The organism is Mycobacterium sp. Root135, assembly GCF_001426545.1.
In the GTDB taxonomy this organism is placed as follows: domain Bacteria; phylum Actinomycetota; class Actinomycetes; order Mycobacteriales; family Mycobacteriaceae; genus Mycobacterium.
Window position 1 is genome coordinate 1,189,475 of record NZ_LMEZ01000001.1, and the last position, 15,577, is coordinate 1,205,051.

Here is a 15,577-nt window from a genome sequence, read left to right on the forward strand (position 1 = left end):
GGTTCCCCGGCCTGAGTCAGGTAGTGGTGGTGACGAGTTCCTGGCCGCGCATCCGCTGCGAGATCACCGTGGTGATGCCGTCCTCGCGCATCGTGACGCCGTACAGGGCGTCCGCGATCTCCATCGTCGGCTTCTGGTGGGTGATGACGATGAGCTGCGACACTTCGCGAAGTTGCTCGAAGAGGCTGATCAGCCGCCGAAGGTTGACGTCGTCGAGAGCGGCCTCGACCTCGTCCATTACGTAGAAGGGTGACGGCCGGGCCCGGAAGATCGCGACGAGCATCGCGACCGCCGTGAGCGACTTCTCGCCGCCGGACAGCAGGGACAGCCGCTTGATCTTCTTGCCGGGTGGCCGGGCTTCGACCTCGATGCCCGTGGTCAGCATGTCGGCGGGATTGGTCAGCACCAAGCGCCCTTCGCCACCGGGGAACAGCGTGGCGAACACCTGGGTGAACTCACGCTCCACGTCGGCGTACGCCTCGGCGAAGACCTGAAGGATGCGGTCGTCGACGTCGGTGATCACGTCGAGCAGGTCCTTGCGGGCTCCCTTGACGTCCTCCAACTGGGTGGAGAGGAAGTTGTAGCGCTCTTCGAGCGCCGCGAACTCCTCGAGCGCAAGGGGGTTCACCCTGCCCAGCTCGCCGAGTTCGCGCTCGGCCTTCTTGGCCCGCCGCTCCTGGGTGGGACGGTCGAACGGCATCGGTGCGGGAGCGGTCACCTGCTCGCCGCGCTCCTTGGCCTGCTCGTACTCGGCCATCTCCAGCTCCGTCGGCGGAAGCGGAACGTTGGGGCCGTACTCCGCGATGAGGTCGTCGGTGGCCATGCCGAACTGTTCGAGCGCGTGCTGTTCGAGTTGTTCGATGCGCAGCGCCGCTTGGGCCTTGGCGACCTCGTCGCGGTGCAGGGAGTCGGTCAGCGCGGTGATCCTGGCGTTGAGTTCGTTGACCTCGTGGCGCACCAGGTCGAGCGCTTCGGCGCGATGGCTGCGCTCGGTGGCCAGGGCGTCCCTGGTGCGACCGGCCACGGCGACCGCGACAGCCAACCGCGCGGCGACCAAGCGCCCCGACTCCGCGACCGCCGCTGCCACCGCGGCCGCATGCTCCCGCGCAACGCGCGCCCGTTGCGCACGCAGTCGCGCCTCGCGTTCGGCCGTGGCCGCACGACGGAGCGAATCTGCCCGCCCGCGAACGGCATTCGCGCGCTCCTCCGCGGTTCGCACCGCCAGCCGCGCCTCGAACTCGGCGGTCCTCGCGGCGTCGGCGGCGGCCACCGACTCGTGACGGTCGACGGGCTCGGAGTCGTAGGTCGGCACCTCTTGGGCGTTGCGCAGCCGCTCCTCGAGGGCGGTCATCTCCTCGACGGTCTTCATCCGGCCGGCTTCGAGCTCGTTTCGCTGACCGTTGAGCCGCTGCCATTCGCTTTCGGCGGCCCTGGCCTCCTGGCCGAGCCTGCCGAGTTGCTCGTAGATCGCCGAGATGGCGGCGTCGGATTCGTTGAGTGCCGCGAGGGCGTCCTCGGCGGCGTCGCGGCGGGACTCCTGCTCGGCGAGCGCACCCGACAGCGCCGCGGACAGCTCCGAAACCTGCCGCTCGGACGCCTCCAGCTCCGCGCGGGCCTTGTCGATCTCGCCGGTGATCTCCAGGGTGCTGGGCTTGCGGTCGGAGCCGCCGGTGAGCCACCCCGCACCGACCAGATCGCCGTCGGTGGTCACCGCCCGCAGCTCGGGGCGGGCCGCCACCAGGTCCAGTGCGGCGGTCAGATCGGGCACCACGACGACGTCGGCGAGCATGGCGGCGGTGGCACCGCGAAGCCGCTCCACCGGCTCGACGAGGTCGACGGCCCAGACGGTGTCGGCGGGCAGGTCACGGTCCGACTTCGCTTGCAGCGCTGGCGTTTCGGGCCAGTCACCGAGAACGATGGCGGCGCGTCCGCCGTCGGCCGCCTTCAGTGCCGCCACGGCTGAGCGCGCCGCGCCGAAGCTCTCGGCCGCCACCGCGTCGGCTGCCGAACCGAGCACGGCCGCGACCGCCGCCTCGTACCCCGAGCGCACCCGCAACATCTTCGCCACCGAGCCGAGCAGTCCCGAACCGTCGTGGTTCTCCTGCAGCCACGCGGCGCCGTCCCTGCGGTCCAGGCCGACCGCCAACGCGTCGATGCGCGCCAGCAGCGACGCCACCCGACGTTCGGCGGCGCGTTCGGCGGCCTGCAGTTCGGACACCCGCTCGTCGGCTTGGCGCAGGGCGGCGACGGTGCGATCGTGCTGATCGTCGAGGCCGACTTCTCCTGCGTCGAGCTCGGCGACTCGGCTCTGCACGTTCTCGAAGTCCATCCTCGACTGCTCAACGCGCAGCGCGGACTCTTCGAGGCTCACCGTGAGGCGGGCCACGCCCTCGTCGATCGACTCGACGCGGGTGCGCATGGTGTCGACCTGGCCGGAGAGCCTGGCCAGTCCTTCGCGGCGGTCGGCTTCCGCACGGGCGGCGGCGAGGTGCGCGCGTTCGGCCTCGGCCGCGAGGCGCTCACGCTCACTGAGCTCCGCGCGCGCCGCCTCCTGACGGTCCCTGCACTCCGCGAGCTCGAAGAGCAGCTCCTGCTCGTGCTCGGCGACCATCTCGGCCTCGGCGTCGAGTTCGTCGGGGTCGGGGCCCAGCGATGCCTCGACGTCGGCGTCCAAGAGTTGGGTCCGCTCGCTGGCGATCCGCACGGTGGCGCTGACGCGTTCGGCGAGCGCCGACAGCCGAAACCACGTCTGCTGCGCGGCCTCGGCTCGGCCACTCAGGCTCGACACCGCGCTCTCGTGGGTCGACAGCTCGACCGTCGCGATCTCCAGGCGGGTGCTGATCTCGTCGTGCTCACGACGCAGCGTCGTCTCGGCCTGATTGGTGTCGTTGAACTCGGTGCGCCGGGCAACCAGGTCGTCGGCGGCCAGCCGCAGCCGCGCGTCGCGCAGATCGGCCTGGATGGTCTGCGCCCGCCGGGCCATCTCGGCCTGGCGGCCCAGGGGCTTGAGCTGACGTCGAAGCTCGCTGGTCAGGTCGGTGAGGCGGTTGAGGTTTGCCGACATCGAGTCGAGCTTGCGGACCGCCTTTTCCTTGCGCTTGCGGTGCTTGAGCACGCCGGCGGCTTCCTCGATGAACGCGCGGCGGTCCTCTGGGCGCGACTCGAGGATCTCGGAGAGCTTGCCCTGGCCGACGATGACGTGCATCTCACGGCCGATGCCGGAGTCGCTCAGCAGTTCTTGCACGTCCATCAGCCGGCAGCTATTGCCGTTGATCTCGTATTCGCCTGCGCCGTCGCGGAACACCCGACGGGTGATCGACACCTCGGAGTACTCGATCGGCAGGGCGTTGTCGGAGTTGTCGATGGTCAGGGTGACCTCGGCGCGACCCAGCGGCGCCCGTGACGACGTACCCGCGAAGATGACGTCTTCCATCTTGCCGCCGCGCAGGGTCTTAGCGCCCTGCTCGCCCATCACCCAGGTGAGGGCGTCGACGACGTTGGACTTACCCGACCCGTTGGGGCCGACGACACAGGTGATGCCCGGTTCGAAGCGAAGAGTCGTCGGCGAAGCGAAGGACTTGAAGCCCTTCAGCGTCAGACTCTTCAGATGCATGACGTGCGAGCTTACCTGCGAGGTTGCTATCGCTCGGTGAAGCCCTCGATCGGATCGCCGGGCTCGGACCAGTCCTCGACGACCAGGTCGACGCTGCCAGGGGTGGTGCCACCCCGCAGCAGTTCGAGCAGCCGCTCACACGACGCGCGGGGGCCACGGGCGACGACGTGCACGCGACCGTCCTCCTTGTTCGCCGCAAAACCCGTCAGCCCGAGTTCAAGCGCTCGCGACCGCGTCCACCAGCGGAACCCCACGCCCTGCACTCGGCCGTGAACCCACGCGCTGAGGCGGACGTCGTCGCTCACGTCGGAGTGACCTCGAACGTGACCTCGGTGCCCTCCTTGAGCGTGCGGCCGACGGTGCACACCTTGTCGATCGACCGCTCGACCACGACGACGAGCTTCCGGATCTCGTCCTCGGACAGCGCGGAGAGGTCGAGTTCGAGCTTCTCCTCGAGCAGCGGGTAGAGCTCCCGCTCGCGGTCGGCGGGGCCCGACACGTGAATGGTGGCCGCGTAGTCGTCACCGAGGCGGGTGCGCAGCGGATGGTCGCTGCTCATGCCGCTGCATGCCGCCAACGCGATCTTGAGGAGCTCACCCGGGGTGAACACACCGTCGACGTCCTCGGAGCCGACGAGCACCTCGGCGCCTCGGCTGCTGTGCCCGGTGTAGCGGCGCACTCCGGTGCGCTCCACCCATAGATCTGTCATGCGATTCCCTCTCGGCGGTACTCGGTGGTCAGGTGCGTGGTCGTGGCTGGCGTGGTTTCGGCTGGCACCGTGGGCAGTAGAACGACGACCGGTTCATGAACTTGTCGCGCATCATGACCGCGCCGCAGCGTCGGCACGGCTCGCCCTCGCGGCCGTAGGCGTCCAGCGACCGGTCGAAGTAGCCCGACTCGCCGTTGACGTTGACGTACAACGAGTCGAACGACGTGCCGCCTTGGCCGAGCGCGTCGGTCATGACGTCGGCGGCGTGGTCGAGCAGGGCGGTCAGGGTCGGCTTGGTCAACGTCTCCGCGATGCGCGCGCCGTTGACCTTGGCCCGCCACAGGGACTCGTCGGCGTAGATGTTGCCGATGCCGGACACCACCGTTTGGTCGAGCAGTTGACGCTTGATCTCGGAGTGCTTGCCCCGCAACACCTTTACCACCGCAGCCCGGTCGAACAGCGGGTCGAGCGGATCGCGCGCGACGTGGGCGACCGGCACGGGCACCTCGGTCCCGTCGACGGTGACCAGGTCGGCCAGCATCCAGCCGCCGAAGGTCCGCTGGTCGACGAAGCTCAACGCCGTTCCGTCGTCGAGCAGGGTGGCGACGCGCAGGTGTTCGGCCTTCGCGACCTCGCCGAGCAGCATCTGCCCGCTCATGCCGAGGTGGACCACCAGGGCGTCGCCGCTGCCGAGGGTCAGCCACAGGTACTTCCCGCGCCTGCCGGTGCCGGTCACGACGTTGTCGAGCAGGCGCGCCGTCAGGTCGGCGGGGCCTTCCTCGTGGCGGCGGACCGCGCGGGGATGGTTGACCCGGACCGCGGTGATCGTGCGGCCGACGACGTGGGCGTCGAGGCCACGACGGACGACCTCGACCTCGGGTAGCTCAGGCATCCCGCTCGGGCTTGCCCGCGGCGAGGACGTCGGCGAACGCGTCGGTGCCCAGCGCCTCGATCGCCTTGTAGGCCGCGGCGGCCGCCTGCTGCTCGGCCTCCTTCTTGGTCCGTCCCTCGCCGTGGCCGTAGTCCTCGACTCCCACGACGGCCCTGGCGGTGAAGTGCTTGTCGTGTTCGGGGCCGCTGGAGGCGATGACGTAGGCGGGCACGCCCAATCTGCGGGCCGCCGCCAGCTCCTGCAGGCTGGTCTTCCAGTCGAGACCCGCGCCGAGGTTCGCCGCGGACTCGAGCACGTCGGAGAACAGGCGGATGACGACGTCGCCGGCGACCTCGTGACCGTGCTGGACGTACGTCGCCCCAAGGAGCGATTCGACCGCGTCGGCCAGCAGGTTGGCCTTGTGCGCGCCGCCACTGCCGACCTCGCCGCGACCGAGTAGGAGGTAGGCGCCGAGGCCGTCGGGGGTCAAGGTCCTGGCGATCTTGGCCAGCGCCTGGGTGTTCACCACCGCGGACTTCAGCTTGGCCAGCTCGCCTTCGCTGCGATCGGGGTACTTGACGAAGATCTCGGCCGTGATCACCAATCCGAGCACGGCGTCGCCGAGGAACTCGAGCCGCTCGTTGGTGGGCAGGCCGCCTGCTTCGTAGGCGTAACTGCGGTGGGTGAGGGCGAGGGTGAGCAGATCGTCGGGCAGGTCGACGCCGAGCGCTTCGAGCAGCGGGGTCCGGTCGACCGTCACTCGCGACCCCCGGCGTCCGGATCCGTCCGCTCCTCCTCGACGGGCTTCATCGCCGCGAGCTTGGCCCACCTGGGGTCGATGACGTCGTGGCCGTGCGGCTCGGCTGCGGAACCATCTGAGTTCTCGAAATCCGCCAGTGGTACCCCGCACTCCGGGCACAGTCCTGGGCAGTCGTCACGGCACACCGGCGAAAAGGGCAGCTGCATGCCGACGGCGTCGATGATGTGCTGCTCGAGGTTGACGGTGTCGTCGACCACGCGCCCGACTTCGTCGTCGTCGTCGGTGGTGGCCTCGGTGGCGCTGTCGGGGTAGGCGAACAGTTCGGTGAGGTAGATCTCGACGTCTCCCGTCACCGGGGTCAGGCAGCGGGCGCACTCACCGCTGGTCGGCGCCGAGACCGTCCCGCTGACCAGGACGCCTTCGGACACGGACTCGAGGCGCAGGTCGAGGTCGACGGGGGCGCCCTCGGGGATGGCGATCAGCTCGATGCCGATGCGCGACGGCGAGGAGACCGTCTCGGCGAACGTGATCATCGAACCGGGCCGCATGCCCAGCCGCGAAATGTCCAGAATGAAGGGCGATTGGTGGCCGCCCCTGGTGATGCCACGGGCACCTTGCTTCGACTTTCCGGCCATTCGTCGATCTTACGGCGGTGGTCCCACCCGCCCCGAATCCGATCGGGGCGGGTGGTTCCGGCGTGTCTACCGTTGGGCGTAGTCGTGCGTGCCAGCTGCGGTGCGCAGTTGGTGACGTCCACGTCCGACGGAGCGCAGCGTGCCGTTGAGGTAGTCCTCGAACTCGGCCAGCTTGCTGTCGACGTAGATGTCGCATTCCCCGCGGAGCCGGTCGGCTTCGGCGTGGGCGGTGTCGATCAGGCGGGTCGCCTCCGACGTCGCGGTCTGCACGATCTCGGTCTGCGAGACGAGTCGCTGCTGTTCCTTGATGCCCTCTTGGACGGCCTTCTCGTAGGAGAGGTTGCCGTTCTCGATCAGGCGGTCGGCTTCGGCCTTGGCTCGTCCGGTGCTGGCTTCGTACTCGCGCTTGGCGGTCGACATGATGCGGTTGGCCTCTTCGCGGGCCTCGCCGACCATGCGTTCGCTGTGCTGGCGTGCCTCGCCCACCATGCGGTCGGCCTGCGCCTTGGCGTCGGCGAGAATGCGGTCGGCCTCGCCACGGGAGTGGTTGAGCAGCGAATCGGCCTCCGCGGTGGCCGTGGCGACCATCGAGTCGGCGTGCGCCTTCGCGTCGCGCAACATGCCGTCGCGGGCGTCGAGCACGTCCTGGGCGTCGTCGAGTTCGCCGGGGATGGCGTCCTTGATGTCGTCCAGCAGCTCGAGCACGTCGCCTCGGGGAACCATGCAGCCAGCCGTCATCGGCACACCGCGGGCTTCCTCGACGATGGCTCCGAGCTCGTCAAGCGCCTCAAATACTCGGTACACGGCAATACCCTCCCGGCCTAGTTGGTCGTTACCAGTGTGCCTGGTGTTACTCGTGTGACTCGGTACGCCACGCCGGTGAGTTGCGCATTCACCGCCACGCCGCTTCCCCCGTCGAGTGTGCTGTGAGATCGCGATCACGCCGAAGTGCGCGATCTGGCCGCACACTCGGCGCGGCGGAAGGTGCCGTCAGGTCAGCGGGCGGCGAGCTTGGACCGCAACGCGGCGTTGACCGGTTCCGGCAGCAACTCCGACACGTCGCCCCCGAGCGCCGCGACCTCCTTGGCAAGCGACGACGACACGAAGGAGAACCGCGGGTTGGTGGCGACGAAGAACGTGTCCACCCCTGAGACGTGCTTGTTCATCTGCGCCATCTGCAGCTCGTATTCGAAGTCGGTTCCCGACCGCAGCCCCTTGACGATGGCCGACATCCCACGCGAGGTCACGAAGTCGACGACCAGCCCGGTGCCGCTCTCCACCCGCACGTTCGGCAGGTGCGTCGTCGACTCGCAAATCAACTCCATGCGCTCGTCGGCGGTGAACATCCCCGACTTCTTGGGGTTGACCAGCACGGCGACGACGACCTCGTCGAACTGCGCTGCCGCCCGCTCGAACACGTCGACGTGGCCGAGGGTGACGGGGTCGAACGAGCCTGGGCATACGGCGCCACTCATGTGCGACGACGCTACGCGATCTCGACTTCGCCGAACTCAAGGCGGGTGTCTCCGTAGCGGCGCTCCCGCCCTGCCACCCAGCCGGCCGGCCACGCCACCGCGGCCGCCGACGCCGGGCGCTCGAGCACCGCGACGGCGCCGGGCGCCACCCAGCCCTTGTCGGTCAACGCCGAGAGCACCGCCGCCACGTCGGCCGACGACACCTCGTACGGCGGATCGGCGAACACCAGGTCGGCCGATCGGTTGGCACCGGCGGCGAGCACCGACGCGACGGAGCCGCACCGCACCGCGGCACCCGTCGCACCAAGGGCTTTGACGTTCTCGGCGATGACGGCTGCCGCGCGCCGGTCGGCCTCGACGAAGACGGCGGTCGTCGCGCCACGCGAAAGCGCTTCCAGCCCAAGGGCACCCGACCCCGCGTACAGGTCGAGAACCGTCAGGCCCGAGAAGTCGAGCCGAGCCGCCAGCACGTTGAACAACGACTCGCGGACTCGGTCGGTGGTGGGTCGGGTGCCCGTCCCGGAACGCCCCTGCGGCACCGCCAGCCGACGCCCTCCGAACCGACCGCCGATGATCCGCGTCAGGAAATCACCGCCAACAGATCCCCACCCTCGACCTGCGCCGTCGCCGAGACCGCCACGCGTTCGACGGTACCCGCCTTGGGGGCGGTGATCGCCGCCTCCATCTTCATGGCCTCGATCGTCGCGATCGTCTCCCCCGCCTCGACGGAGGCACCGGCCTCGACGTTGATCGTCACCACGCCGGCGAACGGCGCCGCGACGTGGTCGGCGTTCTTCCGATCGGCCTTCTCGGCGGCAGGCACGGTGTCGGCGATGCTCTCGTCGCGCACCACGACCGGTCGCAGCTGCCCGTTCAGAATGCACATCACGGTCCGCATCCCGCGCTCGTCGGGCTCGGAGATGGCCTCCAGCCCGATGATGAGGTCGACGCCGCGGTCGATCTGGATGCGGTGCTCGTCGCCGTAGCGCAGGCCGTAGAAGAACTGGTTGGCCGACAACCGCGAGGTGTCGCCGTACACCTCGCGGTGCTCCTCGAATTCCCTTGTCGGCCCGGGGAACAGCAGTCGATTCAGCGTCCGCTGGCGGACCGCGCCCGGCTCGGCAAGCAGTGCCTCGTCCTCTGCGCTGAGTTCCTCGGCCGGCTTGGCGGGCGAACGTCCGGCCAACGCCTTGGTGCGCAACGGCTCCGGCCAGCCGCCGGGCGGATCACCGAGGTCGCCGCGCAGGAATCCGATGACCGAGTCGGGGATGTCGAACGTGGCCGGGTCGGCAGCGAATTCCTCGGCCGTGGCGCCCGCGCCGACGAGGGCGAGCGCCAGATCGCCGACGACCTTCGACGACGGCGTGACCTTGACCAGATGGCCCAGCACCTTGTCGGCGCCGGCATAAGCGTTTTCGACGTCCTCGAACCGATTGCCGAGGCCGAGCGCGTTGGCCTGCTGGCGCAGGTTGGACAGCTGACCGCCGGGGATCTCGTGGCTGTACACCCGCCCCGTCGGAGCCGGCAACCCAGATTCGAAGGGCGCGTACACCTTTCGCAGCGACTCCCAGTACGGCTCCAAGTCGCATACGTTGCGCAGCGCGAGTCCGGTGTCGTACGGGGTGTGCATCGCCGCGGCGACGATCGAGGACAGCGCCGGCTGACTGGTGGTGCCCGCCAACGGCGCCGCCGCGCCGTCGACCGCACTGGCGCCCGCCTGCCACGCCGCGGTGTAGGTCGCCAACTGCCCACCTGGCGTGTCGTGGGTGTGCACGTGCACCGGCAGGTCGAACCGGCTGCGCAGCGCCGAGACCAACGTCGTCGCCGCGGGTGCCCGCAGCAGACCGGCCATGTCCTTGATCGCCAGCACGTGCGCACCGGCATCGACGATCTGCTCGGCGAGCCTCAGGTAGTAGTCCAGCGTGTACAGCGTTTCACCCGGATCGGACAGGTCACCGGCGTAACACAGCGCCACCTCGGCGACCGCCGTGCCGGTTTCCCGGACGGCGTCGATCGCCGGTCGCATCGATTCAACGTTGTTGAGCGCGTCGAAGATTCGGTAGATGTCGATGCCGGTGGCCGTGGCCTCCTCGACGAAGGCCGCGGTCACGGTCTCCGGGTACGGCGTGTACCCGACGGTGTTGCGACCCCGCAGCAGCATCTGCAGACAGATGTTGGGTACCACCTCGCGCAGCGCCGCCAGCCGCTCCCAGGGATCCTCCTTGAGGAACCTCAGCGCAACGTCGTAGGTCGCGCCACCCCAGCACTCCAGCGACAGCAACTCGGGGGTCATCCTCGCGATGTACGGTGCCACCGCCAGCAGACCGGAGGTCCGCACCCGGGTGGCGAGAAGCGACTGATGGGCGTCGCGGAAGGTGGTGTCGGTGACGCCCACCGCAGGCGAGTCCCGCAGCCACGCCGCGAAGCCCTCCGGGCCCAACTCGAGAAGCCGTTGCCTGCTGCCGGGGGGTGGAGTCGACTCGGTGTCCCTGATCTCGACGTCCGGCAACTTGTCCTGCGGGTAGACCCGGTCCCGGCTGCCGTAGGGCGAGTTGACCGTCACCTCGGCGAGGTAGTTGATCATCTTCGTACCGCGGTCGGCTGAGACGTGAGCGGTCAGCAACTGGGGGCGTTCGTCGATGAACGACGTGGTGACCCGGCCCGCGCGGAAGTCGGGATCGTCGACGACCGCTTGCAGGAACGGGATGTTCGTCGAGACCCCGCGAATCCGGAATTCGGCAAGCCCTCGCCTGGCACGCGTGACCGCGGTGCTGAAGTCGCGACCCCGGGTCGTCATCTTGACCAGCATCGAGTCGAAGTGCGCGCCGATCTCCGCACCGAGGGTGGTGCCGCCGTCCAACCGGATGCCCGCGCCACCCGGCGACCGGTAACCGGTGATGCGTCCGGTGTCGGGCCGGAAACCCTTGGCCGGGTCCTCGGTGGTGATACGGCACTGCATGGCCGCACCCCGCACTCGAATCGAATCCTGGCTCAGCCCAAGGTCGGCCAGCGTCTCCCCCGCGGCGATGCGCAACTGGCTGGCGACCAGGTCGACGTCGGTGATCTCCTCGGTGACGGTGTGTTCCACCTGGATCCGCGGGTTCAGTTCGATGAACACGTGGTTGCCGCGCTCGTCGAGCAGGAACTCCACGGTGCCCGCACACGTGTAGCCGATCTGCCGAGCGAAGGCGACCGCATCCGCACACATCTTGTCGCGCAACTCTTCTGGCAGGTTGGGGGCCGGCGCGAGTTCGATCACCTTCTGATGCCGCCGCTGCACGCTGCAGTCACGCTCGTAGAGATGGATGACGTTGCCCTTGGTGTCGGCAAGGATCTGCACCTCGATGTGACGGGGGTTGAGCACCGCCTGCTCGAGGTAAACCATCGGATCGCCGAACGCCGACTCGGCCTCGCGGCTGGCGGCCTCGATCGCCTCGGCCAGCGCATCGGGATCGGTCACCCGCCGCATGCCGCGGCCACCGCCTCCGGACACCGCCTTGACGAACAGCGGGAATGCCATGTCGGCCGACGCGGCGACGAGGTCGTCCACCGAGGCCGACGGTACCGACGACGCAAGCACGGGCAGGCCCGCGTCGCGCGCCGCGGCGATCGCGCGGGACTTGTTTCCCGTCAGCTCCAGCACGTGGGCACCGGGGCCGACGAAGGTGATGCCCGCCTCGGCGCAGGCGGCCGCGAGTTCGGGGTTCTCCGACAGGAAGCCATACCCCGGGTACACCGCGTCGGCACCCGCGTGGCGGGCGACGCGGATGATCTCGTCGATCGACAGATACGAGCGCACGGGGTGTCCCGGCTCGCCAATCTGATAGGACTCGTCGGCCTTCAACCGGTGAGGCGAATTGCGGTCTTCGTAGGCGTACACCGCAACGGTCGCGATGTTCATTTCATACGCCGCACGGAATGCCCGAATGGCAATCTCACCGCGATTGGCTACCAGGAGTTTGGAGATCACGCGCGATACCCTAACGCGCTACCCGCCGGCGCCGGTCTAGATCAACGTCGACCAGTACGCCCAAAATCGAATGACGATCAGCAGGATCAGTCCGGTGAACCACAACGCGACCAGCGACCATCGCCACTGATACACGGCACGCGCAAAGGCGTTGCCTGCCAGCGGCCGCAGGGCGATCGACGACACCACCACCAACAGCGGGATCGTCATCGTCCACACCACCATGCAGTACGGGCAGAGCGCCCCGATGACGTACAGGCTTTGGTAGATCAGCCAGTGGACGAAGACGGCGCCGAGCAACGTTCCGACGGCGAGGCCTACCCAAAACCATTGCGGCAGCCGCACTTTGGCGACCGCCAGCACGCCGGCGACGACGACGACGCTGAAGGCCACGATGCCGAGCAACGAGTTCGGAAAACCGAATTCCGACGCCTGCGGGGTGACCATCACCGAACCGCAGGACAGCACCGGGTTGATGCTGCACGAGGGGACGTACGCGGGGTCGATGAGCAGTTCGATCTTTTCGATCGTCAGCGTCAGCGCCGCGGTGAGGCCCACGGCTCCGGCGATCAGCACCCAGATTGCGCTTGGCGTTCTCACCCGCACACCGGATCCGGACCCCGCCGGCAGGTCCGACGCGGTTTCGTCCGCAGCGGTCGCCGTCATCTGGTGGTGGTGGGGGTCGCCGGCGCCGGGGCGGGCGCGGGGGCCGGCTGAATCGGGGCCTGCGCGGCAGGTGCGGCGGTGACGCCGGGGATGTCGCCGACGATTTCCTTGACCTTCGCCACCAGGGCGTCGGGCGTCGAGAACTTGTAGTCCTCGCCGTTGATGCGCACCGTCGGCGTGCCGGTGACGGTGGTCGCGGAGGCCAGCCCCTTCACCATGTCGAGGTAGCGGCCGTTGTTGATGCACTCCGGCACCTTGCCGACGACTCCGGCTTGGCGAGCGGTCTCGATCAACTGCGCATTGGTCGGGAAGGTGGTGCCCGTCTCACTCGGCTGCTGGGCGTACATCGCCGCGTGGAAGCGCCGGAACACCTCCTTGTCCGGGGTGGTGTCCTCATCGGCGACGCAGTAGGCGGCCGCACCGGACCGCGACGAGTAGTTCTGGTTCGCCGGGCGGTCCAGGATCGCGACCATGTAGAAGTCGGTGGCGATCGCGCCGCTGTCGATCAGCTTGCTGATGGTGGGCCCGAACTGCTGCTCGAATCGACCGCACACCGGGCAGAGGAAGTCCTCGTACAACGACACCACGGCCTTCGGCTCGGTGGTGCCCTCCTTGGTGATCACGTTGCTGGTCGCCACGCGGATCGACTTCGCCTCGCCACCTGCGGGCTTCGTACTGCCGGAGGTGACGATGTAGGCGACCAGAGCCACGGCGAAGATGACCACGACCGCGGTGAGTCCGACCTGGATCATCACGTTGCGCTTGCGGTCGGCAGCCTTCAGGTCGTAGCTGGCGGTCTTCTTCGGTTTCGTGGACACGGCACTAGGGTACCGGCGCTCTTTAGCGGTCGGACTCAGCTGCTCCGTCAGGCCCGGCTCAGGTGCGCCCGAACAGCCGAAACGACCTCCGCGGTGGCGGTGGCGCTGGCGCCACCGAGCGGAAAGAAGTTGGCGAAGGCGTGCACCACGGGGCCGAATTGTCGATGGTCGACGGCGACGCCGGCCGCGGCGAGCGCCTCGGCATACTGGTTGCCTTCGTCGCGCAGCGGGTCGAACCCGCCCGTGAGGACCATCGCCGGCGGCAGTCCCGACAGGTCCTCGGCCAGCAGCGGCGAGATGCGCGGGTCGTCCACGTCGAGGGCGGACCCGGCCAGGTAGTTGTCCCTGAACCAGTCCATGTCCGTCTTGGTCAGGAAGAAGCCGTCCGCGAACAGGGTCTTGGACCTGGTGTCGCTGCTGAAGTCGGTCGCCGGGTAGAGCAGCACCTGCAACGCGGGTAGGGCGATCCCGTCGTTGCGTGCCAGTTGAGACACCACCGCCGAGAGGTTGCCGCCGGCGCTGTCGCCGCCGACGGCCACCCGGGAGGGGTCGGCGCCGAGTTCGGCGGCGTGGTCCAGCGCCCAGCGGTACGCGGCGTAGCAGTCGTCGACTGCGGCGGGTGCGGGATGCTCGGGGGCAAGCCGGTAGTCGACCGCCATCACGTGGACGCCGGCGTCGCGGCAGAGCAACCGGCACAGCGCGTCGTGGGTGTCGAGGTCGCCGACGACGAAGCCGCCGCCGTGATAGAAGACCAGCAGGGGTGCCGACGAGCGCTCGCGCGAGGAGCCATCCGACCCCGGTGCACCGGTCGGCACGTCGACCGGGGTGTAGTGCCGCACCGGCAGCGGCCCCGCCGGTCCCGGGATCGCATCGTCGCGGACGCCGACGGTGATGCCGGCGTCGATCATCGCCGACAGCGTGCGTAGCTGGGACCGGGCGACGAGGACGTCGCTGCTGGCCACCAGACCGTTGATGCCCGCCGAACGCTGCGCAGCGAGCATGAACTGCAGCGTCGTGTCCAGGGTGTTGCCGTCGATCGTGATGGTCCGACGCCCCAGCAGGAGCCGCTTGACGACGTCCGGGAGGTGCGGCAGAAGCCGCAGCATCACCCGACTGGAGGCGTTGGTGAACGCCAGCCGGGCCGGCCCGGGACGCGCAGCCTCCGCGTGCGGCACAGGTACGGCTGGCAGACTTCCCGTCATGGCTTCTCCTTCGAACACGTCGGTTCCCTCGGTCGCGCTCAACGACGGGCATTCGATCCCCACCATCGGCCTGGGAGTGTGGCAGACCCCGGCCGGTGAGACCGAACGCGCCGTCAGCGCCGCGCTGGACGCAGGCTATCGGCACGTCGACACGGCCGCGGCGTACGGCAACGAAGCGGAGGTGGGCCACGCGCTCGCCGGCGCGGCGAGCGCGGGCCTGGCCAGGGACGACGTCTACGTCGTCACCAAGCTGTGGAACGCCGACCAGGGGTACGACACGACGCTGCGGGCGTTCGACACGAGCATGGAGAAGCTGGGCCTGGACTACCTGGACCTCTACCTCGTGCATTGGCCGCTTCCCGAGGTCAACGCCTTCGTCGACACGTTCAAGGCCTTCGCCCACCTGCGTGACGAGGGGCGAATTCGCTCGATCGGCGTGAGCAACTTCCAGCCCGAACACCTGAGCACCCTGATCGACGCGACCGGCATCGTGCCTGCGGTCAACCAGATCGAATTGCATCCGCTTCTCCCGCAGCAGGAGCTGCGTGAGGTGCACGCCACGTTGGGAATCGCCACCGAGGCGTGGAGCCCGCTGGGCCAGGGATCTCTGCTGGAGAACGCGACCGTCGTCGGCATTGCCGACGCCAAGGGAAAAACGCCAGCGCAGGTGCTGATTAGGTGGCACGTCCAGCTCGGTAATATCGTCATCCCGAAATCGGTGAACCCCGACAGGATTGCGAGCAACTTCGACGTGTTCGACTTCGCACTCGACGAATCGGACATGGCGTCCATCGCATCGCTCGAAGACGGGACTCGACTGGGTCCCGATCCACGGACTTTCAACTTCACAGGGTAGGT

14 protein-coding genes are annotated in these 15,577 nt (G+C 68.7%); 1 reads left to right on the top strand and 13 read right to left on the bottom strand.

Translation table 11 applies throughout. From position 1 onward, the window contains the following. Nucleotides 1-16 precede the first annotated feature (16 nt). The 13 genes from smc to ASD37_RS05860 form a co-directional block, all read right to left on the bottom strand. Nucleotides 17-3,613 (bottom strand): chromosome segregation protein SMC, encoded by a 3,597-nt coding sequence (smc, locus tag ASD37_RS05800; protein ID WP_056548966.1) that lies wholly within the window; start codon nucleotides 3,611-3,613, stop codon nucleotides 17-19. A gap of 26 nt (nucleotides 3,614-3,639) precedes the next feature. Next, on the bottom strand, nucleotides 3,640-3,918 hold the full coding sequence (locus tag ASD37_RS05805; RefSeq protein ID WP_056548968.1) for an acylphosphatase: 279 nt from the start codon (nucleotides 3,916-3,918) through the stop codon (nucleotides 3,640-3,642). Continuing rightward, the gene (locus tag ASD37_RS05810) at nucleotides 3,915-4,322 is read right to left on the bottom strand and encodes an OsmC family protein (protein WP_056548970.1); all 408 of its coding nucleotides are present in this window, start codon (nucleotides 4,320-4,322) and stop codon (nucleotides 3,915-3,917) included. Before ASD37_RS05810 ends, ASD37_RS05805 begins: the two co-directional genes overlap by 4 nt. Nucleotides 4,323-4,350: 28 nt before the next feature. Further along, nucleotides 4,351-5,214 carry a bifunctional DNA-formamidopyrimidine glycosylase/DNA-(apurinic or apyrimidinic site) lyase gene (mutM, locus tag ASD37_RS05815; protein ID WP_056548972.1) on the bottom strand — a complete coding sequence of 288 codons (864 nt, stop codon included), beginning with the start codon at nucleotides 5,212-5,214 and terminating at the stop codon, nucleotides 4,351-4,353. After that, on the bottom strand, nucleotides 5,207-5,953 hold the full coding sequence (rnc, locus tag ASD37_RS05820; protein ID WP_056548974.1) for a ribonuclease III: 747 nt from the start codon (nucleotides 5,951-5,953) through the stop codon (nucleotides 5,207-5,209). The genes mutM and rnc overlap by 8 nt, the downstream gene beginning before the upstream one ends. Continuing rightward, the gene (locus ASD37_RS05825; protein ID WP_056548976.1) at nucleotides 5,950-6,588 is read right to left on the bottom strand and encodes a DUF177 domain-containing protein; all 639 of its coding nucleotides are present in this window, start codon (nucleotides 6,586-6,588) and stop codon (nucleotides 5,950-5,952) included. Before ASD37_RS05825 ends, rnc begins: the two co-directional genes overlap by 4 nt. A gap of 66 nt (nucleotides 6,589-6,654) precedes the next feature. After that, nucleotides 6,655-7,392 (bottom strand): cell division protein SepIVA, encoded by a 738-nt coding sequence (gene sepIVA / locus ASD37_RS05830; RefSeq protein ID WP_056548977.1) that lies wholly within the window; start codon nucleotides 7,390-7,392, stop codon nucleotides 6,655-6,657. 191 nt (nucleotides 7,393-7,583) lie between these two features. Further along, nucleotides 7,584-8,063: a pantetheine-phosphate adenylyltransferase gene (coaD, locus tag ASD37_RS05835; RefSeq protein WP_056548980.1), complete on the bottom strand. Its 480-nt coding sequence runs from the start codon at nucleotides 8,061-8,063 to the stop codon at nucleotides 7,584-7,586. 11 nt (nucleotides 8,064-8,074) lie between these two features. Continuing rightward, on the bottom strand, nucleotides 8,075-8,647 hold the full coding sequence (rsmD, locus tag ASD37_RS05840; protein ID WP_082570009.1) for a 16S rRNA (guanine(966)-N(2))-methyltransferase RsmD: 573 nt from the start codon (nucleotides 8,645-8,647) through the stop codon (nucleotides 8,075-8,077). Next, nucleotides 8,644-12,033 (bottom strand): pyruvate carboxylase, encoded by a 3,390-nt coding sequence (locus ASD37_RS05845; protein WP_056548984.1) that lies wholly within the window; start codon nucleotides 12,031-12,033, stop codon nucleotides 8,644-8,646. The genes rsmD and ASD37_RS05845 overlap by 4 nt, the downstream gene beginning before the upstream one ends. A gap of 36 nt (nucleotides 12,034-12,069) precedes the next feature. Beyond that, complete coding sequence (locus tag ASD37_RS05850) at nucleotides 12,070-12,699, bottom strand: vitamin K epoxide reductase family protein (protein WP_056548986.1); 630 nt, start codon at nucleotides 12,697-12,699, stop codon at nucleotides 12,070-12,072. Then, nucleotides 12,696-13,517, bottom strand: a complete 822-nt coding sequence (locus ASD37_RS05855; protein ID WP_056548989.1) for a thioredoxin domain-containing protein — start codon at nucleotides 13,515-13,517, stop codon at nucleotides 12,696-12,698. The genes ASD37_RS05850 and ASD37_RS05855 overlap by 4 nt, the downstream gene beginning before the upstream one ends. A gap of 47 nt (nucleotides 13,518-13,564) precedes the next feature. Further along, entirely contained in the window at nucleotides 13,565-14,719 is a 1,155-nt protein-coding gene (locus tag ASD37_RS05860; RefSeq protein WP_056548991.1) for an alpha/beta hydrolase, read from the bottom strand. On the opposite strand from ASD37_RS05860, the gene ASD37_RS05865 reads away from it, so the two are divergent. Then, nucleotides 14,718-15,575: an aldo/keto reductase gene (locus ASD37_RS05865; RefSeq protein WP_056548993.1), complete on the top strand. Its 858-nt coding sequence runs from the start codon at nucleotides 14,718-14,720 to the stop codon at nucleotides 15,573-15,575. The two genes, ASD37_RS05860 and ASD37_RS05865, sit on opposite strands and share 2 nt — an antisense overlap. The last annotated feature ends 2 nt before the right edge of the window (nucleotides 15,576-15,577 follow it).